Origin of the sequence: Streptomyces sp. G5(2025) (assembly GCF_049542075.1) — a bacterium.
In the GTDB taxonomy this organism is placed as follows: domain Bacteria; phylum Actinomycetota; class Actinomycetes; order Streptomycetales; family Streptomycetaceae; genus Streptomyces.
The window spans coordinates 1,099,805-1,119,569 of record NZ_JBMUZT010000002.1 but is presented as its reverse complement, the minus strand read 5'-3'; the positions used below and the strand labels follow the sequence as shown (position 1 = coordinate 1,119,569).

At 72.3% G+C, this 19,765-nt stretch carries 16 protein-coding genes and 2 pseudogenes; 12 read left to right on the top strand and 6 right to left on the bottom strand.

The annotated features are described in order from the left end of the window. The first annotated feature begins 237 nt into the window (after positions 1-237). From ACOBQB_RS05365 to ACOBQB_RS05340, 6 genes and pseudogenes are all read left to right on the top strand, one after another. Positions 238-2,147 (top strand): annotated as a pseudogene (locus tag ACOBQB_RS05365) (gamma-glutamyltransferase family protein). Positions 2,148-2,956: 809 nt separating this feature from the next. Next, the gene (locus ACOBQB_RS05360; protein ID WP_423589182.1) at positions 2,957-3,784 is read left to right on the top strand and encodes an inositol monophosphatase family protein; all 828 of its coding nucleotides are present in this window, start codon (positions 2,957-2,959) and stop codon (positions 3,782-3,784) included. Positions 3,785-3,890: 106 nt separating this feature from the next. Further along, positions 3,891-5,318: a phytoene desaturase family protein gene (locus ACOBQB_RS05355; RefSeq protein WP_423589180.1), complete on the top strand. Its 1,428-nt coding sequence runs from the start codon at positions 3,891-3,893 to the stop codon at positions 5,316-5,318. After that, a complete protein-coding gene (locus tag ACOBQB_RS05350) occupies positions 5,315-5,845 on the top strand; it encodes an O-acetyl-ADP-ribose deacetylase (RefSeq protein ID WP_423589178.1) in 531 nt (176 codons plus the stop codon). Before ACOBQB_RS05355 ends, ACOBQB_RS05350 begins: the two co-directional genes overlap by 4 nt. 78 nt (positions 5,846-5,923) lie before the next feature. Further along, positions 5,924-7,411 carry an AlkA N-terminal domain-containing protein gene (locus tag ACOBQB_RS05345; RefSeq protein WP_423590417.1) on the top strand — a complete coding sequence of 496 codons (1,488 nt, stop codon included), beginning with the start codon at positions 5,924-5,926 and terminating at the stop codon, positions 7,409-7,411. An 18-nt stretch (positions 7,412-7,429) separates the two neighbouring features. Beyond that, complete coding sequence (locus tag ACOBQB_RS05340) at positions 7,430-7,939, top strand: methylated-DNA--[protein]-cysteine S-methyltransferase (protein ID WP_423589175.1); 510 nt, start codon at positions 7,430-7,432, stop codon at positions 7,937-7,939. 33 nt (positions 7,940-7,972) lie between these two features. Here the strand turns inward: ACOBQB_RS05340 and ACOBQB_RS05335 are convergent, their stop codons facing one another. Further along, positions 7,973-8,473 (bottom strand): NUDIX domain-containing protein, encoded by a 501-nt coding sequence (locus tag ACOBQB_RS05335; protein WP_423589173.1) that lies wholly within the window; start codon positions 8,471-8,473, stop codon positions 7,973-7,975. A gap of 279 nt (positions 8,474-8,752) precedes the next feature. Here ACOBQB_RS05335 and ACOBQB_RS05330 point away from each other — a divergent pair, with 279 nt between their 5' ends. Further along, positions 8,753-9,874 carry a glycerate kinase gene (locus tag ACOBQB_RS05330; protein WP_423590415.1) on the top strand — a complete coding sequence of 374 codons (1,122 nt, stop codon included), beginning with the start codon at positions 8,753-8,755 and terminating at the stop codon, positions 9,872-9,874. A gap of 113 nt (positions 9,875-9,987) precedes the next feature. On the opposite strand, the gene ACOBQB_RS05325 is transcribed toward ACOBQB_RS05330, so the two are convergent. After that, on the bottom strand, positions 9,988-11,199 hold the full coding sequence (locus tag ACOBQB_RS05325; protein WP_423590413.1) for a PucR family transcriptional regulator: 1,212 nt from the start codon (positions 11,197-11,199) through the stop codon (positions 9,988-9,990). A gap of 270 nt (positions 11,200-11,469) precedes the next feature. On the opposite strand from ACOBQB_RS05325, the gene ACOBQB_RS05320 reads away from it, so the two are divergent. From ACOBQB_RS05320 to ACOBQB_RS05300, 5 genes and pseudogenes are all read left to right on the top strand, one after another. Continuing rightward, positions 11,470-12,291, top strand: coding sequence for an ABC transporter ATP-binding protein (locus tag ACOBQB_RS05320; protein WP_423589171.1), 822 nt, complete (start codon positions 11,470-11,472; stop codon positions 12,289-12,291). After that, positions 12,273-13,076: an ABC transporter ATP-binding protein gene (locus ACOBQB_RS05315; RefSeq protein WP_423590411.1), complete on the top strand. Its 804-nt coding sequence runs from the start codon at positions 12,273-12,275 to the stop codon at positions 13,074-13,076. The genes ACOBQB_RS05320 and ACOBQB_RS05315 overlap by 19 nt, the downstream gene beginning before the upstream one ends. Beyond that, positions 13,073-13,963 carry a branched-chain amino acid ABC transporter permease gene (locus ACOBQB_RS05310; protein WP_423589169.1) on the top strand — a complete coding sequence of 297 codons (891 nt, stop codon included), beginning with the start codon at positions 13,073-13,075 and terminating at the stop codon, positions 13,961-13,963. The genes ACOBQB_RS05315 and ACOBQB_RS05310 overlap by 4 nt, the downstream gene beginning before the upstream one ends. Beyond that, entirely contained in the window at positions 13,956-15,035 is a 1,080-nt protein-coding gene (locus ACOBQB_RS05305; protein ID WP_423589167.1) for a branched-chain amino acid ABC transporter permease, read from the top strand. The genes ACOBQB_RS05310 and ACOBQB_RS05305 overlap by 8 nt, the downstream gene beginning before the upstream one ends. Beyond that, positions 15,032-16,293: pseudogene (locus tag ACOBQB_RS05300) on the top strand (ABC transporter substrate-binding protein). The gene ACOBQB_RS05305 and the pseudogene ACOBQB_RS05300 overlap by 4 nt, the downstream one beginning before the upstream one ends. A gap of 79 nt (positions 16,294-16,372) precedes the next feature. On the opposite strand, the gene pssA reads toward ACOBQB_RS05300, so the two are convergent. From pssA to ACOBQB_RS05280, 4 genes are all read right to left on the bottom strand, one after another. Then, the gene (pssA, locus tag ACOBQB_RS05295; protein ID WP_423589165.1) at positions 16,373-17,227 is read right to left on the bottom strand and encodes a CDP-diacylglycerol--serine O-phosphatidyltransferase; all 855 of its coding nucleotides are present in this window, start codon (positions 17,225-17,227) and stop codon (positions 16,373-16,375) included. Then, positions 17,214-17,870, bottom strand: coding sequence for a phosphatidylserine decarboxylase (locus tag ACOBQB_RS05290; RefSeq protein WP_423589163.1), 657 nt, complete (start codon positions 17,868-17,870; stop codon positions 17,214-17,216). The genes pssA and ACOBQB_RS05290 overlap by 14 nt, the downstream gene beginning before the upstream one ends. Positions 17,871-18,041: 171 nt before the next feature. After that, the gene (locus ACOBQB_RS05285) at positions 18,042-19,247 is read right to left on the bottom strand and encodes an acyl-CoA dehydrogenase family protein (protein WP_423589161.1); all 1,206 of its coding nucleotides are present in this window, start codon (positions 19,245-19,247) and stop codon (positions 18,042-18,044) included. A gap of 4 nt (positions 19,248-19,251) precedes the next feature. After that, positions 19,252-19,764, bottom strand: coding sequence for a MaoC family dehydratase (locus ACOBQB_RS05280; protein ID WP_423589159.1), 513 nt, complete (start codon positions 19,762-19,764; stop codon positions 19,252-19,254). Position 19,765: the final 1 nt, after the last annotated feature.

Here is a 19,765-nt window from a genome sequence, read left to right as displayed (position 1 = left end):
CTCTGTGCTCTCCGTGCTCTCTGTGCTCTCCGTGTGCGCGATGCGTCTGTCGGTCGGCCTGGCGCAGAGGACTCTCTCGTGGAGACGACACCTCACGTCTCGTCTCGCCTCGTTATGGTTCTGACCGCCGGGCGCCTGCCCGGCGGTCAGTCGTTCTTGCCAGGACTTGCCCGGACGTGCCCGGGGTTGCTCGGGATCTGCCAGGGGCGACGCGGAAACGACGAGGTGAGAGGCCGTATGTTCACGACGCGTCCCACGCTGCAAGGCACTTTCGGCATGGTGTCGTCCACCCACTGGCTCGCCTCGCAGTCCGCGATGGCCGTACTGGAGGACGGAGGCAACGCCTTCGACGCGGCGGTCGCCGCCGGGTTCGTCCTGCACGTGGTCGAGCCCCACCTCAACGGGCCCGCCGGTGAGGTCCCGATCATCCTCGCGCCCGTCGGCGGCGACGTGCGCGTGCTCTGCGGTCAGGGGCCCGCGCCGCGGGCGCCACCGTGGACCATTACCGTTTCCTGGGGCTTGAGTTGGTGCCCGGCACCGGGCCGCTCGCCGCCGCCGTGCCCGGCGCCTTCGACGCGTGGATGCTGCTGCTGCGGGACCACGGCACGAAATCCCTCGCGGACGTCCTCAAGTACGCCATCGGGTACGCGGAGGACGGGCATGCCCCCGTCGAGCGTGTCGGTGAGACCGTGGAGACGGTACGGCGGCTCTTCGAGGAGGAGTGGCCGTCCTCCGCCGAGATCTATCTCCGCGGGGGGCCGGGTGGGGGTGAATCGCCGCGTACGGGTGAGTTGTTGCGGAATCCGGTGCTTGCGGCGACGTGGCGGCGGTTGCTGGCGGAGGCGGAGGCGGAGGCGGAGGTGGGCGCGGAGGTGGGCGCGGGTGCGGTCGCGGGTGGTGTGGGCCTCGGTGGAGGTGAGGCGGGGGAGCGGCTGCGGGTGGCGCAGATCGAGGCCGCGCGTGAAGTGTGGCGTACCGGCTTCATCGCCGAGGCGCTCGTACGGCAGGCCGGGCGGCCCACCATGGACACGAGCGGCGAGCGGCACGTCGGGAGGCTCTCGGCGGAGGACCTGCGGGGGTGGTCCGCTTTCTACGAGGACCCTGTCACGTACGACTGGAACGGCTGGACCCTGTGCAAGGCCGGCGGCTGGAGCCAGGGGCCCGTCTTCCTCCAGCAACTCGCGCTCTTGCCGCGCGATGCCGCGGAGCTGCCCGAGTACGGGTCCGCCGAGTACGTCCATCTCCTGGTCGAGGGCTGCAAGCTGGCCATGGCGGATCGGGAGGCCTGGTACGGGGATGCGGGGGGCTCCGCCGGTCGCGTGCCGATACGTGAGCTGCTCTCCGAGGAGTACAACGCGGGGCGGCGGAAGCTGATCGGGGAAGAGGCCTCGTACGAGCTGCGGCCCGGGTCGCCCGGTGGGCGCGAGCCGCGGCTGGCCGCGCATGCGGTCGCGGTGGCTGCGGGGGGCGGGGGTGGCCTCGACGCGGTCGGCGGTGCGGCGGCCGGGGGCGGGGAACCGACCGTGGCCGGGGACGGGGGGACGCGGGGGGACACCTGCCACCTGGACGTCGTCGACCGCTGGGGGAACATGCTCTCCGCGACGCCCAGCGGGGGGTGGCTCCAGTCCAACCCCGTCGTGCCGGAACTCGGGTTTCCCCTGGGTACGCGGCTTCAGATGGCGTGGCTGGAGGAGGGCCTGCCGAACTCGCTCACGCCGGGGAGGCGGCCGCGGACCACGTTGACGCCGTCCTTGGCGCTGCGGGACGGGGTTCCTGTCATGGCCTTCGGTACGCCGGGGGGTGATCAGCAGGATCAGTGGCAGGTGCACTTCTTCTTGGGGGTGGCTCTGCGGGGCGCCGTCCGGGGCGGCCTTGACCTACAGGGCGCGATCGACGCGCCCAACTGGCACACGGACGGTTTTCCGGGGTCTTTCCATCCGCGGGGGATGCGGGCCGGGAGCGTGACCGTGGAGTCGCGCATGGACCCGGAGGTGGTGGCTGAGCTGCGGCGTCGGGGGCATGACGTGCTGGTGGGAGGTGCGTGGTCGGAGGGGCGGTTGTGCGCGGTGGCGCGGGATCCGGGGAGCGGGGTGTTGTCGGGGGCGGCCAATCCTCGGGGGATGCAGGGGTATGCGGTGGGGCGGTGAGGGTGGGGCGGTGAGTGGTCGGCTCGGTGCCTGGCTGTGGTGCGGTGGGTGGTCGCCTTGGGTTCGTGGGTGGGGCGGGGCCGCGGGGGTACGTCCGTGCTCGCTATCTTGGCGCGGGCGCCTGGCTGCTTCGCCACCCTGGTGACCACCACTGTGCTCCGCGCGCACATACCCCCACGTCCCCTCGGGCACGCTCGCGACCTCGGGCTGTCGTCGCCTCATGCTTCCCCTCGGGCGAGAGGGCGAGAGGGCGAGAGGGCGAGAGGGCGAGAGGACGGAAGGGCGGAAGGGCGAGAGGGCGAGTGGGCGACTGCGGACCGTCGTCGGCCGTGCTCCTTTGCGTCCGCGGGCGGCTGTGGGCGGTGCCGATCGCCATGCCTGCCCCTCGGGTTCGCGTGGAGGGTTGCGGGCGGTGCCGTACGCCTGTCCGTTGCGTCCGCGGGCGGCTGTGGGCGGTGCCGATCGCCATGCCTGCCCCTCGGGCCCGCGCGGGGGGTTGTGGGCGGCCGCCGTACACCTCCCCTCGCTCCTCCTCATCGCCGTGACGCCGGGGTACGGGCGCCCCCGCCCGCCCCTGCGTCGGCGTCGCTCCGCCGGGTATCGGGCACCCCCGCCCGCCCTACCTCATCGTCTCGACGCCGAGTATCGGGCGGGTGGGTGGCAGACATCCGGCGCGGAGCGGCGGGGTGGGGGATACCGCCGGGTACGCGGGTGGGCGCGGGGGTGGGATACCGCCGGGGCGTGCCCCGTTCAGCCGGCGGTCATTCAGGGGCGTACACGAGGTCCTTGCGGCGTGCTCTCATGGGGGGATGATCGATGAGTTCTTGACGTACGGCGTACGTGACGTGGAAGAAGCCCTGCGGAAGGCCGCGGCCGCCGAGGTGACCCCCCGCTTCCGGCAGCTCGCCGCAGGCGACGTCGTGGAGAAGAGCGGCCCCCACGACGTGGTGACCGTCGCCGACCGCCGCGCCGAGGAGCGGCTGACCGCCGACCTGCCCGCCCTTCTGCCGGGCTCCGTCGTCGTCGGCGAGGAGGCGGTGCACGCCGACCCCACCACGTACGAGGCGATACGCGGCGACGCGCCCGTATGGATCGTCGACCCCGTCGACGGGACGAGGCAGTTCGTCCACGGCGACCCCGGCTTCTGCATGCTCGTCGCCCTCGCGGTCGGCGGCGAGGTGCGGGCCTCCTGGACGTACGCACCCGCCCTGGACCAGTTCGCCGTGGCCGTGCGTGGTAAGGGCGCCCGGCTGAACGGTGAGCGGCTGACCGCCGGGTCGCCCGAGCCGGGACGCGACCTCGAAGTGGCCACCTCCCACCCCGACTTCACCACCGAGGACCAGAAGCGGGCGCTGCTCGGCCTGCGCGTGGACGGCGTACGGCCAAGGCCCTGCGGGTCGGCGGGCCTGGAGTATCTCGCCGTGGCGAAGGGCGAGTTGGACGCCGTCGCGTTCTCGTGGGAGCTGGCCTGGGACCACGCGGCGGGACTGCTGCTCGTCGCCGAGGCGGGCGGCGCCTCCCTGACGCTGACGGGCGAGCGGTTCCGTACCGCCGGGGGGAACGCCCTGCCGTTCACCGCGGCGCGCGACGCGGCCACGGCCCGGCGCGTGGTGGACCTCCTCACCAGCGAGGTCTGAGCCGGCGGCCCGCGAAGGTCCACCGCGGCGGCGGCGGTGTCAGTGCCGCCGCCTATCCTGGGCGGCAGTGGCCATCGGCTGACGAAGGAGTCCGAAGGTGCCGTCGATGCTTGATGCCGTCGTCGTGGGAGCGGGGCCGAACGGCCTGACCGCCGCCGTCGAGCTGGCCCGCCGCGGCTTCTCCGTGGCCGTCTTCGAGGCCAGGAGCACCGTGGGGGGCGGCGCGCGCACCGAAGAGCTGACCCTCCCCGGCTTTCGCCACGACCCCTGCTCGGCCGCCCACCCGCTGGGCGTCAACTCCCCGGCGTTCCGCGCCATGCCCCTGGAGCGGTACGGCTTGGAGTGGCTGCACGCCCGGCTGCCCATGGCGCACCCCTTCCCGGACGGCAGCGCCGCCGTGCTGGCCCGCTCGGTCGCCGAGACCGCCGCCTCCTTCGGGCCGCGCGACGCCGGGACGTACCGACGCCTGGTGGAGCCCTTCCTCCCGAAGTGGGACGTCCTGCTGCGGGACTTCATGTCCCTGCCGATGAGCGCGCTGCCGCGTGACCCCGTCACCCTTGCCCGCTTCGGTCTCGCGGGCCTGCCCCCGTCGACGTGGCTGATGCGCCGCTTCCGCGACGACCGGGCCCGCACCCTGCTCGCGGGTCTCGTCGCCCACGTCATCGCGCCGCTCGACGGCATCGTCACCAGCGGCGTCGGCCTGGTCTTCGCGCTGGCCGCGCACGCCCGCGGCTGGCCGGTCGCCCGGGGCGGCTCCCAGTCCATCTCCGACGCGCTCACCGCGTATCTGCGGGACCTCGGCGGCTCCGTCCACACGGACTACGAGGTCAAGCGGCTCGACGATCTGCCGCCCGCGCGCGCCTACGTCTTCGACACCTCACCGACCGCGCTCGCCCGCATCGCCGGCCTCGGCAGCACCTATGCCGGGTATCGGTACGGCGCCGGGGTCTTCAAGGTCGACTACGCCCTCGACGGCCCCGTCCCCTGGACCGCCGAGGAGGCGCGGTCCGCCGGGACGGTGCAGGTCGCCGCGGACCGAGCCGAGATCGGCGCCGCGCTGCACGCCGCCTCGCGCGAGGGGCGCGCGCCCGACGCGCCGTTTCTGATCACCGTGCAGCCCAGCGTCGTCGACCCCAGCCGGGCCCCCGCGGGCAAGCACGTCTTCTGGGCGTACGGCCACGTGCCGAACGGCTGGGACGGTGACCTGACCGACGCCATCGAGCGGCAGCTGGAGCGGTTCGCGCCCGGTTTCCGCGACCGCGTCCTCGCCCGCGCCACCTCCGGCCCGCCCGAACTCGCCGCGCGCAACGCCAACTACGTGGGCGGCGACATCGCCTGCGGCGCCGTCAGCGGACTGCAACTGCTGCTGCGCCCCAAGCTCTCCCTGTTCCCGTACGCGACGAAGCACCCGGCGGTCTTCATCTGCTCGTCCGCGACGCCCCCCGGCCCCGGAGTCCACGGCATGTCCGGCCACAACGCCGCCAAGGCCGTGTGGAAGCGGTTGAGGGCTGATGGACGAGGAGCTAGCGCGTGACCGTACCCATCAGCCTCGTCCTCGGCGACATCACGGCGCAGCACGCCGACGCCGTCGTCAACGCCGCGAACTCCTCCCTGCTGGGCGGTGGCGGGGTCGACGGCGCCATCCACCGGCGCGGCGGGCCCGAGATCCTCGCCGACTGCCGGCGCCTGCGCGCCTCTCACTACGGCAAGGGCCTGCCCACGGGCCAGGCCGTCGCCACCACCGCCGGCCGGCTCCACGCCGCGCATGTGATCCACACCGTGGGCCCCGTGTGGTCCGCCACCGAGGACCGCTCCGAGCTGCTGGCCTCCTGCCACCGCGAGGCGCTGCGGGTCGCGGCCGAGGTGGGCGCGCGCACCGTCGCCTTCCCGGCGATCTCCACGGGGGTCTACCACTGGCCGCTCGACGACGCGGCCCGCGTCGCCGTGCGGACCGTGCGGGAGGCCGCCGATCCCGCGCTCTTCGACGAGGTGCGGTTCGTGCTCTTCGACCAGGCCGCGTACGACGCGTTCGCCGCGGCGTCGGCCGCCCAGGGTTGTTAGCGGGGCGGCCCTGGCCGCGCGAGGTCGATGTCGGATTCTCGCCAGTACTGCCCGGGGAGATCCGCGATGCTTGAGCGCATGCACACCGACACCGAGCGCTGTGTACGCGCCGTTCAGTCGAAGGACGCCCGCTTCGACGGCTGGTTCTTCACTGCCGTCGTCACCACCCGCATCTACTGCCGTCCCAGCTGCCCTGTCGTGCCGCCCAAGGCCGAGAACATGACCTTCTACCCGAGCGCCGCCGCCTGCCAGCAGGCCGGCTTCCGGGCCTGCAAGCGGTGCCGCCCGGACAGCACGCCCGGTTCGCCGGAGTGGAACCAGCGGGCCGACCTCGTCGCCCGCGCCATGCGCCTCATCGGCGACGGCGTCGTCGACCGCGAGGGCGTCCCCGGCCTCGCTACCCGGCTCGGCTACAGCGCCCGCCAGGTGGAGCGGCAGCTCCTCGCCGAGCTGGGCGCGGGACCCCTGGCGCTCGCCCGCGCCCAGCGGGCCCAGACCGCGCGGCTGCTCATCGAGACGACCGCCCTGCCCATGGCGGAGATCGCCTTCGCCGCCGGGTTCTCCTCGATCCGCGCCTTCAACGACACGGTGCGCGAGGTCTTCGCGCTCGCCCCCGGAGAGCTGCGCGCCCGCGCGCCCAAGCAGGCCGCGGGGGCGGCCACCGCGACCTCCGGGGCCCTCTCCCTGCGGCTGCCGTTCCGCGCCCCGCTCAACCCCGACAACCTCTTCGGGCACCTCATCGCGACCGGCGTCCCGGGCGTCGAGGAGTGGCGCGACGGCGCGTACCGCAGGACCCTGAGCCTGCCCTACGGGCACGGCGTCGTCGCCCTCACCCCGCACCCCGACCACATCGGCTGCCGGCTGAGCCTCGCCGACCTGCGGGACCTGACCATCGCCATCAGCCGCTGCCGCCGCATGCTCGACCTGGACGCCGACCCGGCCGCCGTGGACGGCCAGTTGCGCGACGACCCGCTGCTCGCGCCGCTCGTCGACAAGGCGCCGGGGCGGCGGGTGCCACGTACCGTCGACGAGGCCGAGTTCGCCGTGCGCGCCGTCCTCGGCCAGCAGGTGTCCACGGCCGCCGCCCGCACCCACGCCGCGCGCCTCGTCACCGCGCACGGCACCCCCATCGAGGACCCGGAGGCCCCCGAGGGCGGCCTCACCCACCTCTTCCCGAGCCCGGAGGCCCTCGCCGCGCTCGACCCCGAGGCCCTCGCCCTGCCCCGCAGCCGCCGCGCCACCCTGACCACGCTCGTACGCCACCTCGCCGACGGCAGCCTCCGGCTCGGCGCGGAGAGCGGCTGGGACGAGGCCCGCGCCCGGCTCACCGAACTCCCCGGCTTCGGGCCGTGGACGGTCGAGGTCATCGCGATGCGCGCGCTCGGCGACCCCGACGCCTTCCTCCCCTCCGACCTCGGCATCCGGCGCACCGCACGGGAGCTGGGCCTGCCGCACACCCCCGCCGCGCTCACCGCTCGTGCCGCCGCCTGGCGGCCCTGGCGGGCGTACGCGGTGCAGTACTTGTGGGCCACCGACGACCACCCGATCAACCACATCCCCGCGTGAACGTAAAGGGACTTCAGCATGGAACGACTGCACACCGTCCTCGACAGCCCCTACGGGCCGCTCACCCTCGTCGCCACCGACGGCGTCCTCAGCGGTCTGTACATGAGCGAACAGCGCCACCGGCCATCGCAGGAGACGTTCGGCGAGCGTGACCCGGCGCCCTTCGGCGAGGCGATCAGCCAGCTCGAAGCCTATTTCGCGAAGGAGTTGAAGGAATTCGACCTGCCGCTGCGGCTGGATGGCACGCCGTTCCAGCGCATGGTCTGGGACGAGCTCCTGCGCATCCCCTACGGCGAGATCCGTACGTACGGCGAACTCGCCGAGAACCTCGGCAAGCCCGGCGCCTCCCGCGCGGTCGGCCTCGCCAACGGCAAGAACCCGATCAGCGTCATCGTCCCCTGCCACCGCGTCGTCGGCGCCAACGGCAACCTCACCGGATACGGCGGCGGGCTCGACCGCAAGCAGCGGCTGCTGGCCTTCGAGGGCGGGGGCGTGGGCGTGAGCGGCGGCGAGGACGCGCTCTTCTGAGGCCGCGGCCTCCCGGCGGCCGGGCGCCGAGCGTCAGCCGGCCCGGTGCCCGTCCTCCAGCTCCGCCGGGCCGTCACCGCGCGCCAGCGCGTCGAGCGCCGCCGCGACCCGGCGGCCCGTCCCGTCCGGCAGCAGCTCCGCGACGTCCTCGGGGGCCACCAGCCGCCAGGAGAGCAGCTCCTCCTCCTGGAGCCTGATCGACTTCAGCTGCTCCGCGTCCAGCACCCCGCCGTCGTACAGGTATGCCACCAGTGGCGGACGCGGGCGCAGCGGGCCCGGCGGCACCCAGTCCACCGCGAGCAGCCGCCCGAGCGGCACGTCGAGCCCGATCTCCTCCAGCGTCTCCCTGCGCGCCCCCTGGCGCGGTGTCTCCCCGGTGTCGGACTCGATGGTCCCGCCGGGCAGCGCCCAGCCCTCGCGGTAGTTGGGCTCGACGAGCAGGACCCGGCCCTCCGCGTCCCGCAAGAGCGCGGCGGCTCCGGCCAGGACGCGCGGGAGGCCCGCTATGTACGTGGCGTAGTCCTGAATGGTCATCGGGGAAGGGTAGCGCCGGACCGGTCGGCCGACCGGTACTGATCGATCATTTCCGGGGATCGGTGACCTGGAATGTGCTGATAAAGGTCGGTTTTGCGGTGCGATGTGTTCTGCCGTTCCGCAGGCGGCCATGGGCAGGGGGCCCCTCCTGCGGTTATGGTCGCAGCGGCGCGACTGCCTTGCCGTGAGCAAGGCCGGAAGCAAGGGGAACGCAAGGTGGCGGACGCTGCAAGGACGGCGGGACGCGAGCAGCAGGTGCGGCGTGAGCAGGCGCAGCACGTGCTCATCGCCGCGGACAAGTTCAAGGGTTCGCTCACGGCCGTGCAGGTCGCTGAGCGGGTGACGGCCGGGCTGCGCGCCGTCGCCCCCGAGGTGCCGGTCGAGGCGCTGCCGGTCGCCGATGGCGGTGACGGCACGGTCGCCGCGGCCGTCGCGGGCGGCTTCGAGCGCCGGGACGTCACCGTCACCGGACCGCTCGGCGACCAGGTGACGGCGGCGTACGCACTCAAGGACGGCACCGCCGTGGTGGAGATGGCCGAGGCCTCGGGCCTCCAGCTGCTCCCCGAGGGCGTCTTCGCGCCGCTCACCTCCACGACGTACGGCTCCGGCGAGCTGATCCGCGCCGCGCTCGACGCGGGGGCCCGCACCATCGTCTTCGGCGTCGGCGGCAGCGCCACGACCGACGGCGGCGCGGGCATGCTGGCCGCGCTCGGCGCCCGCTTCCTCGACGCGGACGGCGAGCCCGTCGCGCCGGGCGGCGGTCCGCTGAAGGAGCTGGCCACCGCCGACCTGTCGGGCCTCGACCCGCGCCTGAAGGACGTCGAGATCGTGCTCGCCAGCGACGTCGACAATCCGCTGACCGGGCCGAAGGGCGCGCCCGCCGTGTACGGGCCGCAGAAGGGCGCGACCCCCGAGGACGTGGCGGCGCTCGACGCCGCGCTCGCCCACTTCGCCACCGTCCTGGAGAAGTCCATCGGCCCCAAGGCCGCGGAGTACGCGCAGTCGCCGGGCGCGGGCGCCGCGGGCGGCATCGGGTACGGCGCGCTCGTCGGCCTCGGTGCGGGCTTCCGGCCCGGTATCGAGGTCATGCTCGACGTGCTCGGCTTCGCGCCCGCGCTGGAGCGGGCCACCCTCGTGATCACCGGTGAGGGCTCGCTCGACGAGCAGACCCTGCACGGCAAGGCGCCCGCCGGGGTGGCCGCGGCGGCCCGTGCCGCGGGCGTCGAGGTCGTGGCGGTCTGCGGGCGCCTGGCGCTGCCGGCGGAGGCTCTTGGCAGGGCGGGGATCCGGCGGGCGTACGCGCTGACCGATGTTGAGCCTGATGTGGCGCGGTGCATCGCTGAGGCCGGGCCGATTCTGGAGGAGCTGGCGGCGAGGCTGGGGCGGGACTACTTGGCGTAGGGCCTGGGCGGGGTTGTTCCGGGGGCGTCTGCCTTGCTGGGGTGTGTGTGCGGGGTGCGGGTGCGTGGTGGTTGCTCGCGCAGCTCCCCGCGCCCCTTACGGGGCGCCCCTGCCTAGCTCGGTGACAGCCTGTGGGCCTCCACCGCCAGGGCCACCTCCACCAGGTCCCTCGGTCTCGCCAAGGACCGTGACGTCAGCTGCTCCAGGCGGCGCAGGCGGTTGAAGACCGTGTTGCGGTGGCAGTAGAGGCGGCCGGCCGCCCGTCCCGCCGAGCCCTCGCACGCCAGCCACGCGTCGAGGGTCTCCAGCAGGACCGCGCGGTCCGCCGGTTCGAGCGCGAGGACCTCGCCGAGCACGTCCGTGACCAGCCGCCCCGCAAGCTCCGGCTGGCTCACCACCAGGGCGGTCGGCATCCGCTGGTCCAGGCGTACGATGCCGGTCGCGTCCGGCGGACACGTGCGCAGCGCCAGTTCCGCGAGGCGCCGCGCGTGGCCGAGGTCCGCGAGGCCGTCCACCACGGGGCTGATGCCGCCGGGACCCGGACACCGCCCGTCGAGCAGCCGGGCGAGGCCGTCGAGCCCCTCGTCCGCGCCGAGCGCCACCACACCCACCTCGCAGTCCGTCCGCATCCGCCAGACGAAGCGGAACCCCGGCCGCTGGATCTGCCGGTGGAACGCCTCCCGCCCGTCACGCCGCTCCGCACGCAGCACCACCACCGCGTACGGGCCGTGCTCGGGCAGGTCGAGCCCGGCCGCCGCGCGCGCCGCGAGGCCCGGCGCCTGCCGCCCCTCCAGGAGTGCGTCGAGCAGCGCCTGCAACTGCTCGTCGGTGCGCCGCCGCAGCTCCAGCTCGGTGGCCCGGTACGCGTCGGACGCGACCGCCGCCTGCGCGTCCACCGCCGACCACACCATCGTCGCCGAACGCATCAGGACCGCCAGTTTCTCCGGGTCCTTGCCCGCCACGCCCTCCAGCAGCGAATCCCACACCAGATAGCCCGCGTTGCGGTACGAGTGAACCAACAGGTCCAGCGGCAGGCCCTGTTGGGCGCGGCGACGGCCCGACTCCTCCGCGTGCTCCAGGTCGCGGCGCGGTGAGGCCCGGGGTGCCGAGATCGTCTCGATGCCGATCCGCATGGCCTCCTCGGCCTCGCGCCAGTGCACGTCGTACGGCAGGACGTGCCCGAACACCGGGGAGTGCTCGGAGAGCTGGCGAAGATGCTCATCGACCAGTTCGGGCAGCCGGGGCAGCAGCGCCGTGCACGCTTCCTTGAGGAGTCGCCAGTCGTGGCCGGTGCGAGGCCGGCGGCCGTTCGTGGGCCCGGTCATGGATCCCCCCTCGCCGCGCTCCAGGACGTCGTTGGTGCGTCTTGGTGCGGAGGATGCCACGGGCCGTCCCTCTCCGGCAGGCCCCTGACACGCGGTCTTGTGCGCGTGCACAACGGCGCGCCGCCACCGCTGGTCCCCCGCAGCGTTTCGCCCGCTGCCCGTGGACGGGCCGCCCCCGCGGTGCTGGGGTGAGCGCCACGCGACGGCGGACGGGCCGCGCGGGATCTGGAGGGCTGGTACGTGGGTGGTTCCGACACACGAGGTACCGGAATGCGATATTCCGGCGGCTCCGGACTCGTCGTACGGGAGGTGTCGGTCGGCTACGGCCCCGTGCGCGCCCTGCGCCGGGTCTCGCTCGACGTGCCGGACGGCACCGTCGTCGCCGTGCTCGGCGGCAACGGCGCGGGCAAGTCGACACTGCTGCGCGCCGTCTCGCGGACCCTCTCCTTCCAGGGTGGGGCGCTCACCTCGGGCGACATCCACTTCGGCGGCACCCGCCTGGACGGCCTCGCCCCGGACCGGGTGGTCGCCGCCGGGATCTCACAAGTGCCGGAAGGCAGGCGGGTGTTCGCCCGCATGACCGTCACCGACAACCTGCGCGCCGGGGCGCTCGGCTCGACCGGGTCGCGCGCCGCCAAGGCGGACGCCCTGCGCCGCGTCCACGAGCTGTTCCCGGTCCTCGCCGAGCGCGGCGCCCAGCGCGCCGGACTGCTCTCCGGCGGTGAGCAGCAGATGCTCGCCGTGGGCAGGGCGCTCATGGCCGCGCCGCGCTTGCTGCTCCTCGACGAACCCTCCCTCGGCCTCGCGCCGCTGATGGCCGCCCGCATCGCCGACACCATCCGGGAGATCAACGCCCAGGGCACCTCCGTGCTGCTCGTCGAGCAGAACGCCGCGCTCGCGCTGAAGCTCGCCTCCTGTGCGTACGTCCTCGACGTCGGCGAGGTCGCCCTGTCCGGCCCCGCCGACGAACTCGCCGCCTCCGACGAGGTACGCCGCCGCTACCTCGGCGTGGTCGACCAGGACGCGGCGGCCGACGCCGGCCAAGGCCTCGGCGCGCTGCCGACGTTGCCGCGCTGGGAGGCCGGACGGTGACCCCGGGATCCGTACCACCCCTGGAAGTGCGCGAGTTGACCGTCCGCTTCGCCGGGCTCACCGCCCTGGACGCCGTCAGCTTCACCGTCCGCCCCGGCACCGTGCACGCCGTCATCGGACCCAACGGCGCGGGCAAGTCCACCTGCTTCAACGTCCTGTCCGGCGTCTACCGCGCCACCGGCGGCAGCGTCCGCTTCGGAGAGCACGAGCTGACCGCCCTGCGCCCGCACGACATCGCCGGACTCGGCGTCGCCCGCATCTTCCAGAACCTGGCGCTGCCGCCGCGCGCCACGGTCGCCGACAGCCTGCTGCTCGGCCGCCACCGCCTGACCCGCACCGGCTTCCTCGCCGCCGGGCTCCGGCTCCCCTCGGCGGCCCGCGAGGAGCGCCTGCACCGCGAACGCGTCCGCGAGATCGCCGCGTTCGTCGGCCTGGAACGCCAACTCGACCAGCCCGCGGGCTCCTTGCCCTACGGCCAGCAAAAACTCGCCGAACTGGCCCGCGCCCTGTGCATGGAGCCACGCCTGCTGCTCCTCGACGAACCCGTCGCCGGCATGACCGGCGACGAGCGGCGCCGCACGGCCGCCGTCATCGCGGGCGTCCGCGACAGCCTCGGCATCTCGATCGTCCTGGTCGAACACGACATGGGGGTGGTGATGCGGCTCGCCGACGTGGTGACCGTACTCGACTTCGGGCGCCGCATCGCCGACGGCGCCCCCGCCGACGTACAGAACGACCCGGCGGTCATCCGCGCCTACCTGGGGGAGGGGGACACCCGCTCATGACCACCTTCACCGAGCTTCTCCTCAACGGGTTCTCCATGGGCTCCGTCTACGCGCTCATCGCGCTCGGCTTCGTCGTCATCTTCCGCGCCACCGAGGTGGTCAACTTCGCCCACGCCTCGCTGCTCCTCGCGGGCGGCTACCTCACCGCCTCCCTCCACGACGACCTCGGCTTCTGGCCGGCGCTGCTCGTCGGCATCGCGGGCGCGGCCGTCGTCGGGGCAGCCGTGGAATTCCTCGTCATGCGCCGCTACCGGGGCGCCGACCACAGCGTGCTCGCCATCGTCACCATCGGCGTCGACATCCTGCTCACCACCGAGCTGACCCGGCGCCTGGGCACCGACGTCCTGCCGCTCGGCGACCCCTGGGGCGACGACGTGCTGACCCTCGGCCCGATCTCCCTCGCCCACACCCGCATCGCCGCGTTCGTCGCGGCCGCCCTGCTCATCACCGTCTTCCTGCTGGCCTTCCGCTACACCTCCTGGGGCGTGGCCATGCGCGCCGCCGCCGAGAGCGCGGAGACCGCCGCGCTGATGGGCGTACGGCTCGGCCGGGTCTCCCTCGGCGCCTGGGCGGTGGCCGGGGCGCTCGCCGCCGTCGCCGCGCTGTTCCTGACCGTCTTCCCGACGCCGGGCCTGGAGCGCGCCACCTCGCTGGCCGCCCTGAAGGCGTTCCCCGCCGCGATCCTCGGCGGCCTCGACTCCACCACGGGCGCCCTGGTCGGCGGCCTCGTCGTCGGCGTCACCGAGTCCCTCGCCACCGGCTACCAGAGCGAACTGACGTTCCTCGGACGCGGCCTCGGCGACCTCGCGCCCTACCTCGTCATGACCGTGATCCTGCTGATCCGGCCCGCCGGGCTCTTCGGCACGAAGGAGCTCGCCCGTGTCTGACATCCGCCGCACCTGCGCCTGGACGGCCGCGGCCCTGGTGCTGCTCGCCCTGCCCTTCTACCTGGACCGCTTCTGGCTCCAGGCGGGCCTCTTCGCGATGGCCGCCGCGATCGGCGCCATCGGCATCAACCTCCTCACCGGCGCCACCGGCCAGCTCTCCATGGGCCACGCCTTCTTCCTCGCCATCGGGGCGTACGGCTACTGCGCCCTCGCCGGCGACGGCGGCGACGGCCTGACCGGGCTCGGCCTGCCCACCTGGCTCGCCGCCGCGCTCGCGGTGGCCCTCGCCGGACTCGCGGGCGGCGTCTTCAGCCCCATCGCGGGACGGCTGCGCGGCGCCTACCTCGGCATCGCCACGCTCGCCCTGATCTTCATCGGGCAGCACGTGCTGTTCAACGCCCACGACCTGACCGGCGGCTCCAACGGGCGCGACGTGCCGCCCCTGAGCCTCTTCGGCCTCACCTTCGACGAGCGCGAGACCGTCGTCGCGGCCGTGCCGTTCGGCTCCGCCGAGAAGCTCTGGTACGCCGGTCTCGTGCTGCTCCTGGCCTGCGGGCTCTTCGCCCGGGGCGTGCTGCGCGGGCGGCCGGGGCGCGCCATGAACGCGATCCGCGACCACCGCGTCGCCGCCGGCGTCATCGGGGTGCCGGTGGCCCGCTACCGCGCCGGGGTCTTCGTCCTGTCGTCGATGTACGCGGGCCTCGCCGGGGTGCTCCTCGCCCTCGTCTTCCAGCGCACGGTGCCGGACTACTTCGGCATGACGCTCTCCCTGGAGTACCTCGCCATGATCGTCATCGGCGGCCTCGGCTCGGTCTCCGGGGCGGTCGCCGGCGCGGCCCTCGTCTCCCTCCTGCCGCAGCTGCTGACCCGGTACAGCGACGCGCTGCCGCTCGTCTCGGCGCCGGGCACGGGCGGGATCTCACCGGGCGAGGCGGCCCGGTACCTGTACGGCGCCGCCGTCGTGGCGGTGGTGCTCTTCCTGCCCGGAGGCCTCGTGAGGATCACCGCCCGGCGCCGCAAACCCACTCCAGGCACTCCAGAAACTTCAGGCACTTCAGGGGAGACAGCATGAACGCACTGACCAGGGCCACGGCGGCCGCCACCGCGCTCGCCGCGCTGCTCGCGCTCACCGCGTGCAGTTCCAAGGCGACCGACGGCGACACGGACGGCGAGAAGAACGCGGGAGGCGTGAAGACCGGCCAGGGCGTCTCCGGCAAGACCATCAACCTCGGCGTGCTCACCGACATGACCGGCGTCTACGCCACCCTCGGCAAGAGCGTCACCCAGGCGCAGCAGCTCTACGTCGACCAGACCAACGCCGACGGCGGCATCTGCGGCCACCGGCTGAAGCTCACCGTCCGCGACCACGGCTACGACCCGCAGAAGGCCGTCGCCGCCTACACCGAGCTGGAGCCGGAGGTCCTCGGGTTCGCCCAGTTCATCGGCTCGCCCTTCGTGGCCGCCGTCAAGCGGCGCGTCGACGGCGACAAGGCCCTGGTCCTGCCGCAGGCCTGGTCGGCGAACCTGCTGGGCAGCCCGTATGTGCGGGTCATCGGTTCGACGTACGACCTGGAGACGATCAACGCGATCGACTTCCTGATGAAGGAGAAGGGCCTCAAGAAGGGCGACAAGCTCGGTCACGTCTACTTCGAGGGCGACTACGGCGAGAGCGCCCTGAAGGGCTCGAAGCACATGGCCGCGAAGGCGGGCCTCACGGTCGTCGAGCAGAAGATCAAGCCGACGGACAACGACATGACCGCGCAGGTCTCCGCCCTGAAGAAGGCCGGGGTCAAGGGCGTCGTGATCAGCGCCGGCCCCGCCAGGCGGCCTCCCTGGTGGGCGTCGCCGCGGCCGGCCGCTTCGACGTCCCGGTCATCGGCAACAACTCGGCGTTCGCCCCGCAGCTCCTCGCCACCCAGGCGGGCCCCGCCCTGGCGAAGAACTACTACGTGGCCTCGCCGACGCTGCCGATCGGCGCGGACACGGCGGCGGCGAAGAAGCTCGTCGCCGACTACAAGAAGGCCCACCCGAAGGACGCGCTGGACAACGGCGTCGTGGCGGGCTGGACGGCGGCCTCCGTCTTCGGAGAGGCCCTGAAGAAGGCGTGCCAGGACAAGGACCTCACGCGGGACGGCGTCGGCAAGGCCCTGCTGACCCTCGACGCCTTCGACTCCGGCTTCGGCGTCCGCCAGGACTTCACCGACCCCAAGGCGCCCTCCTCCAAGGAGAGCGTCATCCTCCAGCCGGACATGGGCGCGACGGGCGGCATGAAGGTGGTCCGGGAGCCGGGCACGACCCAGGCGGCGCGCGGCTACACGGCCGGCAGCTGACGGCATACGAAAGGGGCCCGAACCGAATGGTTCGGGCCCCTTTCGCCGGGTACAGAGGTTGAGCCGGGTATGGAGGGAGCTACGGCAGCTGCGCGGCGCGGGCCTCGCGCCGGTTGTCCCGGAAGTTGTTCACCCGTCGGGCGGTGGCGAACAGGGGGATCACCGCGCCGAGGACCGCCTGGAGCGCGCAGCCGGTCTGGAGGAGCAGCTGGCCGCCCGGCGCGTCGAACGCCCAGGCCGCCAGGAGCCCCATGGCCGCCACGATCCACGCGAGCATGGCCACCGCGAGGGGGCCGCGCGGCTTGGGGTACTCGACGCGGCTGACCATGAGCCAGGCCGTGCCGATGATCGCGAGGAGGGTCGCCACGAAGGGCAGCTCCAGCAGCACGATCGAGACGACCGTGAGCGCCCCGAAGGGCGAGGGCATGCCCTGGAAGGTGCCGTCCTTCACGGTCACGCAACTGAACCGCGCGAGCCGCAGCACCACCGCCAGCAGCACCACGATCGCGCCCAGCGCCGCCACTCGCTGATGCGCGTCGTCCGCGACCATGCCGTAGACGAGGACGAAGTACGCCGGTGCGAGACCGAAGCTGATCAGGTCCGAGAGGTTGTCCAGCTCGGCGCCCATCGGCGAGGACCGCAGCTTGCGTGCCACGAGCCCGTCGAAGAGGTCGAAGACGGCCGCGCAGAGCATCAGGATCACGGCGGTCGCGGCGGAGTGCCGCGCCATGCCGCTCTCGGTGCTGCCCTGGAGATACGGCGTGAGGATGCCCGTGGTGGTGAAGTACACCGCCATGAACCCGCACGTGGCGTTACCGAGGGTGAGGGTGTCCGCTATTGAGAGGCGCAACGAGAGAGGCATCTCCTCGTCGGCCTCGTCCTCCAAGGCCTCGGGCACCCAGCCCGCCTGTGTCTCAGGATCAACCACGGTCAATGCGAGTCACCCCAGCCACGGTCTTCTGACCGACCTCGACGTCCACCTCGACACCCTCGGGGAGGTAGATGTCGACACGCGAACCGAAGCGGATCAGGCCGATCCGCTCACCCTGCTCCACCTTCGTGCCCTGCGGCACGTACGGCACGATGCGCCGTGCGACCGCGCCCGCGATCTGGATCATCTCGATGTCGCCGAGCTCGGTGTCGAAGTGCCAGACAACGCGTTCGTTGTTCTCGCTCTCCTTGTTGAACGCCGGGACGAACCCGCCGGGGATGTGCTCCACGGACGTCACCGTGCCCGCGAGGGGCGCGCGGTTGACGTGGACGTTCAGCGGGCTCATGAAGATGGCGACGCGGGTCCGTCCGTCCTTCCACGGCATGATGCTCTGCACCACGCCGTCGGCGGGGGAGATGACCCGGCCCTGAGCGATCTCGCGCTCGGGGTCGCGGAAGAACCACAGCATCCCTGCCGCCAGAGCGGTGGCGGGGACGGCGACGGCCGCGGCACCCTTGGAACGGCGCGCGCGGGCGAGGCTGAGTGCCGCGGTGGCGACGGTCGGCAGGAGCCACGGCGATGCTCCGCGAGCAAGGCGTCCCTTGAGAATGCCGTCGCGTGGTGCAGAGGTTTGGCTGTGGGGCATGGATGACCTTCGTAGCGGATGATGCCGCGCGGTGATACGGGGGACGGCGGCTTTCTCCGGATGCTATCGGTTGCGGGCCACAACTGGGCAAGCCAGGAAGCCGAGTCGGCGGCCGAAGAGTGTTGACAGGGTGTGATCTTCTTCGCGAAGAAAACACCCCAAATGGGGCATTTAGCCTTGGAACCGATACTCTTCGAGCAGTCGACGACCAATGATCATTTTCTGGATCTCGGCGGTACCTTCACCGATCAGCAGCATCGGGGCCTCCCTGTAGAGGCGCTCGATCTCGTACTCCTTCGAGAAGCCGTAACCGCCGTGAATCCTGAACGCGTCCTCGACGACTTCCTTGCAGTACTCGGAGGCGAGGTACTTCGCCATCCCTGCTTCGAGGTCGTTTCGCTCCCCGGAGTCCTTTTTGCGTGCTGCGTTGACCATCATCGCATGGGCGGCCTCGACCTTGGTAGCCATCTCGGCCAACTTGAACTGGATCGCCTGGTGCTGGGCGATCGGCTTGCCGAAAGTGTGACGTTGCTGGGCATATGAGACGCCGAGCTCGAAAGCACGTTGCGCGACGCCGCAGCCACGCGCCGCGACGTTCACACGGCCCACTTCGACCCCGTCCATCATTTGGTAGAACCCTCGGCCGGTGACCCCGCCCAGCACGCGATTGGCCGGAATTCGCAGGTCGTCCATGATGAGCTCGGTGGTATCGACCCCCTTGTAGCCCATCTTGTCGATCTTGCCCGGGATGGTCAGGCCGGGGCGGACCTCGCCGAAGCCCGGCTCCTTCTCTACGAGGAACGTCGTCATCGACTTGTGGGGGGCGGTGCCCTCAGGGTGTCCTTCGTCACTCCGGCACAGAACGGCCACCAAAGTGGACGTCCCGCCGTTCGTCAGCCACATCTTCTGGCCGTTCAGGACGTACGCGTCACCGTCCTTGACGCCCTTGGACGTGATCGCCGACACATCGGAGCCGAGCCCCGGCTCCGACATCGAGAACGCGCCGCGCACCTCGCCGGCCGCCATCCGCGGCAGGAACGTCTCCTTCTGCTCCTGTGTGCCGTGCTGCTTGAGCATGTAGGCGACGATGAAGTGGGTGTTGATGATGCCGGAGACCGACATCCAGCCACGCGCTATCTCCTCGACGCACAGCGCGTACGTGAGCAGCGACTCGCCCAGGCCGCCGTACTCCTCCGGGATCATCAGGCCGAACAGGCCCAACTCCTTGAGGCCGTCGACGATCGCCTGCGGGTACTCGTCACGGTGTTCGAGCTCGGTGGCGACAGGGATGATCTCCTTGTCCACGAAGTCCCGAACGGTGGAGAGGATCTCCTGCTGGACGTCGGAGAGTCCTGCGGTCTGGGCAAGTCGGGTCATGACGTCACTTCTCCTGGGACTTGAGCTCCGGGCGGCCGGGCTGCTCGCCGCCGCGCTCCTTGATGTACGTCTCGGTGGGCACCATCACCTTGCGGCGGAACATGCAGACCAGGGTGCCGTCCTGCTTGTAACCCTTGGTCTCCACGTACACGATCCCGCGGTCGCTCTTGGAGCGCGAGGGCGTCTTGTCGAGCACGGTCGTCTCGCCGTAGATCGTGTCGCCGTGGAACGTCGGCGCCACGTGCTTGAGCGACTCGATCTCCAGGTTGGCGATCGCCTTGCCGGAGACGTCCGGGACCGACATGCCGAGCAGCAGCGAGTAGATGTAGTTGCCCACGACGACGTTCTTCCCGAAGTCCGTCGTCTTCTCCGCATAGTTGGTGTCCATGTGGAGGGGGTGGTGGTTCATGGTGAGCAGGCAGAAGAGGTGGTCGTCGTACTCGGTGACCGTCTTTCCGGGCCAGTGCTTGTACACGGCGCCGACTTCGAACTCTTCGTAGGTACGGCCGAACTGCATG

Coding starts and splice junctions, on each gene's coding strand:
- ACOBQB_RS05360 (WP_423589182.1), top strand. CDS start 2,957: ATGATCGATGAGTTCTTGACGTACGGCGTACGTGACGTGGAAGAAGCC.
- ACOBQB_RS05355 (WP_423589180.1), top strand. CDS start 3,891: ATGCTTGATGCCGTCGTCGTGGGAGCGGGGCCGAACGGCCTGACCGCC.
- ACOBQB_RS05345 (WP_423590417.1), top strand. CDS start 5,924: ATGCACACCGACACCGAGCGCTGTGTACGCGCCGTTCAGTCGAAGGAC.
- ACOBQB_RS05340 (WP_423589175.1), top strand. CDS start 7,430: ATGGAACGACTGCACACCGTCCTCGACAGCCCCTACGGGCCGCTCACC.
- ACOBQB_RS05335 (WP_423589173.1), bottom strand. CDS start 8,473: ATGACCATTCAGGACTACGCCACGTACATAGCGGGCCTCCCGCGCGTC.
- ACOBQB_RS05325 (WP_423590413.1), bottom strand. CDS start 11,199: ATGACCGGGCCCACGAACGGCCGCCGGCCTCGCACCGGCCACGACTGG.
- ACOBQB_RS05320 (WP_423589171.1), top strand. CDS start 11,470: ATGCGATATTCCGGCGGCTCCGGACTCGTCGTACGGGAGGTGTCGGTC.
- ACOBQB_RS05310 (WP_423589169.1), top strand. CDS start 13,073: ATGACCACCTTCACCGAGCTTCTCCTCAACGGGTTCTCCATGGGCTCC.
- ACOBQB_RS05290 (WP_423589163.1), bottom strand. CDS start 17,870: ATGCCCCACAGCCAAACCTCTGCACCACGCGACGGCATTCTCAAGGGA.
- ACOBQB_RS05285 (WP_423589161.1), bottom strand. CDS start 19,247: ATGACCCGACTTGCCCAGACCGCAGGACTCTCCGACGTCCAGCAGGAG.
- ACOBQB_RS05280 (WP_423589159.1), bottom strand. CDS start 19,764: ATGCAGTTCGGCCGTACCTACGAAGAGTTCGAAGTCGGCGCCGTGTAC.